Here is a 6,554-nt window from a genome sequence, read left to right as displayed (position 1 = left end):
CGAGCGCGGCCACTTCGTGCAGTCCTACGGCTCGCCCGAGGTCGACGCGTCGCTCCTCGTGCTGCCGATGGTCGGCTTCGTCCCCGCCGACGACCCGCGGATGCTGGGCACCGTCGCCGAGCTGGAGCGCGTGCTCCTGCAGGACGGCCTGCTGCACCGCTATCGGACCGAGTCCTCGGTCGACGGCCTCGCCGGCGGCGAGCACCCGTTCCTCGCCTGCTCCTTCTGGCTCGTCCGGCAGTACGCCGACTCCGGCCGGATCGACGACGCGCGGACCCTGATGGACCGGCTCGTCGGGCTCTGCAACGACGTGGGCCTCCTCTCGGAGGAGTACGACGTCGAGGGCCGCCGGCACGCGGGGAACACTCCCCAGGCCCTCTCCCACCTCGCCCTGGTGCAGGCGGCCGACGCGATCGCGGCAGCCCGATGAGGCGCCGCCGCGTCGTTGTCGCGAGCGTCGGCGGAGTCCTCGGAGTCGCGGTCCTCGGCTTCCTCACCTGGAGCTCGATCGTCAGCGGCCCCGACGAGGACGCCCTCGCCCGTGTGCGCGCCGATCCGGCGATCGCGGTCGAGCGCACGGACGACGCGCTCGTGATGACGCCGACCTCGACCGGCGAGCTGGCCGGCACGGGCCTGGTCTTCATCCCCGGAGCGAAGGTCGACGCCTCCTCCTACGAGGCGACCCTGGCTCCGCTGGTCGACGCCGGGGCGACCGTCGTGATCACGCGGCCGATCCTGCACCTGGCCTTCTTCGACCTCCGCTCCCTCGAGACCTTCACCAGCCAGGCCGAGGGCGTCGACCGCTGGCTCGTCGGCGGCCACTCCCTCGGCGGCGTGAAGGCCTGCCAGTGGGCCGAGGACCCGGCGGTGGCGGGCCTGGTGCTGCTCGGCAGCTACTGCGCGAACGACCTCTCGGGCTCCGAGCTCCCCGTCCTCAGCGTCAGCGGATCGGAGGACGGGCTCAGCACGCCGCAGAAGGTCGCCGACGCGAGCGTCCGGCTGCCCTCCTCCGCCGACCTCGTCGAGATCGACGGCGCCAACCACGCCGACTTCGGCTGGTACGGGCCGCAGGCGGGCGACGGCGAGGCGACCATCAGCCACGAGGAGGCGGACGCCCGCATCGCCGAGGCCCTCCTGGGCTTCAGCCGCGAGGTCGGCTGAGTCGCCCGCTCCCGCTTGACCTCGAGCGCACTCGAAGTCGTAGGTTGACGCCATGTCCACCGCCACCGCCGCCCCGGCCGAGCCGGAGGTGCTGTCGATCTCGCAGGTCGCCGCCGTCACCGGTCTCACCGTGCACACCCTGCGCTACTACGAGCGCGCCGGGCTCATGCTCGACCCGGTCGAGCGCGCCTCGTCGCAGCACCGCCGCTACCGGCCGGCCGACGTCGGCTGGGTCGACTTCCTCACCAAGCTCCGCGCGACCGGGATGCCGATCGCGCGGATCCGCGAGTACGCCCGGCTCCTCCGGATCGGGCCCGCCACGGAGCCGGAGCGCCTCGCGCTGCTCCGGACGCACCGCGAGGAGGTCGAGGCGCAGCTCGCCCGGACACACGCCAGCCTCGCCGCGATCGACATCAAGATCGCGGCGTACCAGGAGAGGACCACCCACTGATGAAGACGATCACCCTCGGATCCGACGTCGCCGCCCTCGAGGTCTCCCGCCTCGGTCTCGGCGCGATGGGCATGTCGGCGTTCTACACCGGCGCCGGCACCGACGACGCGGAGTCGATCCGCACCGTGCACCGCGCCCTCGATCTGGGCGTCACGTTCCTCGACACCGCCGAGATCTACGGCCCGTACACCAACGAGGAGCTGCTCGGCCGAGCGCTGGCAGGCCGCCGCGACGAGGTCGTGCTGGCGAGCAAGTTCGGCATGATCCGCCACCGCGGCGACGGGGGCCGCGGACTCGACGGCTCCCCGGAGAACCTGCGGCTCGCCGTCGAGGGCTCGCTCGCGCGCCTCGGCACCGACCGCATCGACCTCTACTACCAGCACCGCATGGACCCGGGCGTCCCGGTCGAGGAGACCGCCGGGGCCTTCGCGGAGCTGATCCAGGAGGGCAAGCTCCGCGGCTACGGCCTCTCGGAGGCGGCGCCCTCGACGATCCGGCGCGCTCACGCCGTGCACCCGGTCACCGCTGTGCAGTCCGAGTACTCGCTCTGGACCCGCGACCCCGAGGCGGAGGTGCTGCCGGTCCTCCGCGAGCTCGGCATCGGCTTCGTCCCGTACTCGCCGCTGGGCCGCGGCTTCCTCACGGGCAGCATCCGCTCGGTCGCCGAGCTGGGCAGCGACGACTTCCGCCGCGACAACCCCCGCTTCGCCGACGGAGCGCTGGAGGCGAACCTCCGCATCGTGGAGGCCGTCGACCGTGTGGCGGCAGAGGCGGACGCGACCGCCGCGCAGGTGGCGCTCGCCTGGCTGCTCGCCCAGGGCGAGGACATCGCTCCGATCCCGGGCACCAAGCGCGTCTCGCGCATCGAGGAGAACGCCGCCGCGGACGCCCTCGTGCTGACCGCGGAGCAGCTCGACGTCCTCGGCTCGCTCGAGGCCCCCGTCGGCGACCGCTACGCCGACATGAGCTCCGTGAACCGCTGACCGCCCTACGGGACGCCGCTCGCCACGCGCACCCCGGGTGCGGCCGTGCGAGCGGCGTCCTCGCAGGAGTCAGTCCCGCGGCGGCAGCTCCCGCTTCGGGGTGTCCCGCTTCGGGGTGTCCCGCAGGTCGATGAGACCTGTGAACATCGCCCCCCGCTCGTTCGAGCGCTCGTCGCCCGAGAACAGGTTGTCCGGGGCGGAGGACCCGTGCCGGCGCGGGGTCGCGGCGGGAGCGGGCTCCCGCTCCATCTCGACGCGCTGACGCGGGAGGGCGACGGGGTCGTTCTCGTGCAGCCACGAGACGAGCCGCTCGCGCACGTAGCAGCGCAGGTCGAAGAGCGTCGGCGCGTCCTTCGCCGTGACGAGCACCCGGATCCGGACGAAGCCGCCCGTCGCGTCGGTCACCTGCAGCACGCTGGTGCGCCGGTCCCAGAGGTCGGTCTCCTCGAGCATGCGGTGCAGCTCCTCGCGCATCTGCTCGGGGCTGACCCGCCAGTCCAGGTCGAGCTCGACGGCGCCGAGCAGCTCGGACCCGGTGCGGGTCCAGTTCTGGAACGGCTGGGTCGTGAAGTAGTTCGTGGGCAGCACCAGGCGGCGGTCGTCCCAGAGGTGGACGACGACGTAGGTCAGCGTGATCTCCTCGATCCGCCCCCACTCGGTCTCGACGATCACCACGTCGTCCAGGCGGATGGCGTCGCTGAAGGCGAGCTGCATCCCGGCGAAGATGTTCGTGAGGCTCGACTGCGCGGCCAGGCCCGCCACGATCGAGAGCACGCCGGCCGAGGCCAGGAGGCTCGCACCGGCCGTGCGGGCCTCGGGGAAGGTCAGCAGCGAGGCGCCGATCGCGATGACCACGACGGCCGCCACGGCGACCCTCCGGATGATCGTCATCTGCGTGCGGAGGCGGCGTGCCCGGCGGTTGTCGGCCGTGTCGGTCCGGTAGCGCTCGGCGCCCAGGTCCTCGAGGAACACGAACAGGGATCCGATCACCCACGCCGCCGCGCCGATCGTGGCGATCTGGAACACCCGCTGCACGAGACCCGGCCAGGGGTCGGCCGTCACGGTGGCGGCGAGCGCGGCCCAGACCGCGATGGTCATCAGCAGCACGCGGAACGGGATGCGCAGACGCCGGATCAGCAGGCGCGCCCAGGTCTTGCGCTTGCCGACCGAGCGCAGCACGAGGGCGACGACGGCGGTCGCGACCACGGCGATCACGACCGCGATCACCACGGCGAGCGCGATCGAGCCGATCACGGGGAGGACGTCTTCGGGCACATCGGTCCTTTCTGGAGGGGAAACGGAAGCGAACGGAGATCCTGCCACGCGAACGGGCGTCGGTCCGCATTCTGCGCCGGACACCGTGCGGATGCTCAGGCGCCTGTTGGCGTCGGCGGACGGAGACGTCGACCTCGCCTGGAGCACCGTCGCCCGGACCTTCACGCGGACGGGCATCACCCTGAGCCTGACCGCCGCCGCAGACGACCAGGGCCGGGCCTCCGACGCGCTCGACGTCGGTATCGGCTCCACGAGCGCCGGCTTCCGCGGAGTCCTGCCGCTGCTCGACCCGTCGACCGCCGCACCCTCCAGCGAGTGAGCACGGGCCGGCGCTCCCCCCGCGGGCGCTCCGAGGAGGTCGGGAACGGACACGGACCGGGAACGACGAAGCCCCACACCTCACAAGGAGGTGCGGGGCTGGTGGTGCACCCCCTCGGACTTGAACCGAGAACCCACTGATTAAGAGTCAGTTGCTCTGCCGATTGAGCTAGAGGTGCGTTCCGGCCGGCTGATCGTGCGTGCCGAACCGAGGGATCACATTACCAGCGTCTCCCCCCGTCTCGTCAAATCGAGCGCGACGGAACGCCCGCGGCAGCGATCGGAGGCTCCGCGGGACCCACCGGTATCGTGGTCGCGTGACCCCGCAGAGCAGTGACCAGAGCTTCGACGACGACCTCCGACTCGCCCTCCGCCTGGCGGACGCGGCCGATGCGATCTCGCGGGAGCGGTTCGGCGCGCTCGACCTCGTCGTGGACACGAAGCTCGACCGCACCCCGGTCACCGACGCCGACCGCGCCGTCGAGGAGGCGATCCGCGCGCTGCTCGCCGCCGAGCGTCCGGACGACGCGATCCTCGGCGAGGAGTTCGGCACCTCGGGCGAGGCCTCGCGGCAGTGGATCCTCGACCCGATCGACGGCACCGCCCACTTCCTCCGCGGCGTCCCGATCTGGGCGACCCTGATCGCGCTCGCGGTCGACGGCGTCCCCGTCGTCGGAGTCGTCTCCGCTCCCGCTCTCGGCACGCGCTGGTGGGCGGCCGAGGGCTCCGGCGCCTGGGCCGTCGAGCTGGAGGCCGGGGCCGAGCCGCGACCGCTGCGCGTCTCGGGGATCGACACGCTCGCATCGGCGACCTTCAGCTACAACAGCATCCAGCAGTGGGAGGGCGCGGGCCGTCTCCCGCAGCTGCTCGAGCTCGCCGGCGCCGTCTGGCGCGACCGGGCGTACGGGGACGCGTGGCCCTACATGCTCGTCGCCGAGGGCCTCCTCGACGGTGCGGGCGAGTTCGACGTGAAGCCCTACGACCTGGCGGCCCTGGTGCCGATCGTGCAGGAGGCGGGCGGCCGCTTCACCTCCGCCGACGGGGAGGACGGGCCGTGGCACGGCAGCGCCGTCGCCACCAACGGCCTGCTGCACGACGAGGTGCTCGCGATCGTGGCGCCGCGATGAGGAGCCGGACGGCCGCGCTCGCCTCGGCGGCGCTCCTCCTGCTCCTCTCGGGCTGCTCCTCCGTCGTCGGGCCGGACGGCCCGGAGGCCGTGCGTGACGAGGGCGGCACGGTGGCGACCGCCGGCGTCACCGACGTGTTCTCGCTGCGGCGCGGCGACTGCCTGGCCGACCCGGGCGACGACCGCATCGCCGACGTGGACGTCGTTCCCTGCGCCGAGGAGCACGCACTGGAGGTCTTCCACACGTTCGCGCAGCCCGGAGACCGATACACCAGCCGCAACACGCTGCTCGCCCAGGCCGAGGCGGGCTGCGAGCCGGAGTTCGGCGCCGTGATGGGGATCGCCTACGGCGACTCCGCCCTCGAGTACCGCTCGCTCGTCCCCTCCGAGGTCGGCTGGCGCCACGGGGACCGCACGATCGTCTGCGCGGTCCTCGATCCGGCCGACGACTCCACCACCGGCAGCCTCTTCGGCTCCGCTCGCTGACCACGGCTCCGATCGACCCCCGTTCGGCTCATTGACACGCGCTCCGGCGGAGCGCAGGGTGAAGGGACGACCGGCAGGCGCGAGGGGGCCCGGAGACCGGCGGCTCAGGAGTCGACATGCAGGACCGGCACGATCAGGAACCCCCCGAGCGCTCGCGCACGGCCGAGCAGCACTGGGGACCGGCGGACAGCCTGTTCCCGAGGCTCCACCGGCAGAGCTCCCTGCTCGCCGCGGCGGAGGCGGTCGCGCAGGTCGACGGGCCCGGCCCGGGCGACGTCTGGTCGCGGCTCCTGCACGACTACGCCCACGCCTCCGACCGCGTCGTCTCGGTGGACGGCGACGACGAGGCCGCCACGCTCGGCTGGCTGAAGCCGCGCGGTGTGGTCTCGCTGCTGGTCACCGAGCGGTGCGACGACGACGACGCCGCCGAGCACCTGGTGGCCGCGCTCGCCGCGATGAACGCCGTGACCCTCTCCGTGCACGAGGCGCGAGCAGCACCGCTCCGTCCTCTGCTGGACGTGCTGCACCGGCTCCTGCCCGACGCGTTCGCCGAGCTGCCGGTGGACCGCAGCGCCCACTACCCGGCCGGCACCGCCGTCGCCGTGCTGGCGCCGGGCGTGCTCTACCGGGACTGGGCCCCGCCGCAGGCTCTCGCCGGCCCGGCGCACGACGACGACGACCGGCTGGCGATGCTCACCCTCTACGGGCGGATCAGACAGCTCGACGTGCGACCGTCGTGAGGGCGGCGGAGCGG

9 protein-coding genes and 1 tRNA gene are annotated in these 6,554 nt (G+C 73.1%); 8 read left to right on the top strand and 2 right to left on the bottom strand.

Translation table 11 applies throughout. The features are described 5' to 3' along the window. From C5C82_RS13665 to C5C82_RS13650, 4 genes are all read left to right on the top strand, one after another. A partial coding sequence (locus C5C82_RS13665) for a glycoside hydrolase family 15 protein (RefSeq protein WP_258064980.1) occupies positions 1–430 on the top strand: 430 nt, incomplete at its 5' end. Beyond that, the gene (locus C5C82_RS13660) at positions 427–1,161 is read left to right on the top strand and encodes an alpha/beta hydrolase (RefSeq protein WP_104257258.1); all 735 of its coding nucleotides are present in this window, start codon (positions 427–429) and stop codon (positions 1,159–1,161) included. The genes C5C82_RS13665 and C5C82_RS13660, both read left to right, overlap by 4 nt. A 52-nt stretch (positions 1,162–1,213) precedes the next feature. Next, the gene (locus C5C82_RS13655; RefSeq protein ID WP_104223551.1) at positions 1,214–1,612 is read left to right on the top strand and encodes a MerR family transcriptional regulator; all 399 of its coding nucleotides are present in this window, start codon (positions 1,214–1,216) and stop codon (positions 1,610–1,612) included. After that, a complete protein-coding gene (locus C5C82_RS13650; RefSeq protein ID WP_104355225.1) occupies positions 1,612–2,595 on the top strand; it encodes an aldo/keto reductase in 984 nt (327 codons plus the stop codon). Before C5C82_RS13655 ends, C5C82_RS13650 begins: the two co-directional genes overlap by 1 nt. A 69-nt stretch (positions 2,596–2,664) precedes the next feature. Here C5C82_RS13650 and C5C82_RS13645 read toward each other — a convergent pair whose 3' ends face one another. Continuing rightward, positions 2,665–3,870: a mechanosensitive ion channel family protein gene (locus C5C82_RS13645; RefSeq protein WP_258062857.1), complete on the bottom strand. Its 1,206-nt coding sequence runs from the start codon at positions 3,868–3,870 to the stop codon at positions 2,665–2,667. A 91-nt stretch (positions 3,871–3,961) separates the two neighbouring features. On the opposite strand from C5C82_RS13645, the gene C5C82_RS17655 reads away from it, so the two are divergent. Beyond that, positions 3,962–4,189 carry a hypothetical protein gene (locus tag C5C82_RS17655; protein ID WP_181068352.1) on the top strand — a complete coding sequence of 76 codons (228 nt, stop codon included), beginning with the start codon at positions 3,962–3,964 and terminating at the stop codon, positions 4,187–4,189. 102 nt (positions 4,190–4,291) lie between these two features. Here the strand turns inward: C5C82_RS17655 and C5C82_RS13635 are convergent. Further along, positions 4,292–4,367: transfer RNA gene (locus tag C5C82_RS13635), tRNA-Lys, on the bottom strand. Between the two features lie 138 nt (positions 4,368–4,505). Here C5C82_RS13635 and C5C82_RS13630 point away from each other — a divergent pair. From C5C82_RS13630 to C5C82_RS13620, 3 genes are all read left to right on the top strand, one after another. Next, entirely contained in the window at positions 4,506–5,315 is an 810-nt protein-coding gene (locus C5C82_RS13630) for an inositol monophosphatase family protein (protein ID WP_104223554.1), read from the top strand. Continuing rightward, the gene (locus C5C82_RS13625) at positions 5,312–5,800 is read left to right on the top strand and encodes a septum formation family protein (protein WP_104238162.1); all 489 of its coding nucleotides are present in this window, start codon (positions 5,312–5,314) and stop codon (positions 5,798–5,800) included. Before C5C82_RS13630 ends, C5C82_RS13625 begins: the two co-directional genes overlap by 4 nt. Positions 5,801–5,916: 116 nt before the next feature. Continuing rightward, positions 5,917–6,540 carry a hypothetical protein gene (locus tag C5C82_RS13620; protein WP_104355224.1) on the top strand — a complete coding sequence of 208 codons (624 nt, stop codon included), beginning with the start codon at positions 5,917–5,919 and terminating at the stop codon, positions 6,538–6,540. Positions 6,541–6,554 lie beyond the last annotated feature (14 nt).

This window comes from Rathayibacter sp. AY1D5, assembly GCF_002932515.1.
In the GTDB taxonomy this organism is placed as follows: Bacteria; Actinomycetota; Actinomycetes; order Actinomycetales; family Microbacteriaceae; genus Rathayibacter.
This window is presented reverse-complemented; position numbering and strand designations above follow the sequence as displayed.

Coding starts and splice junctions, on each gene's coding strand:
- C5C82_RS13660 (WP_104257258.1), top strand. CDS start 427: ATGAGGCGCCGCCGCGTCGTTGTCGCGAGCGTCGGCGGAGTCCTCGGA.
- C5C82_RS13650 (WP_104355225.1), top strand. CDS start 1,612: ATGAAGACGATCACCCTCGGATCCGACGTCGCCGCCCTCGAGGTCTCC.
- C5C82_RS13655 (WP_104223551.1), top strand. CDS start 1,214: ATGTCCACCGCCACCGCCGCCCCGGCCGAGCCGGAGGTGCTGTCGATC.
- C5C82_RS13620 (WP_104355224.1), top strand. CDS start 5,917: ATGCAGGACCGGCACGATCAGGAACCCCCCGAGCGCTCGCGCACGGCC.
- C5C82_RS13625 (WP_104238162.1), top strand. CDS start 5,312: ATGAGGAGCCGGACGGCCGCGCTCGCCTCGGCGGCGCTCCTCCTGCTC.
- C5C82_RS17655 (WP_181068352.1), top strand. CDS start 3,962: ATGCTCAGGCGCCTGTTGGCGTCGGCGGACGGAGACGTCGACCTCGCC.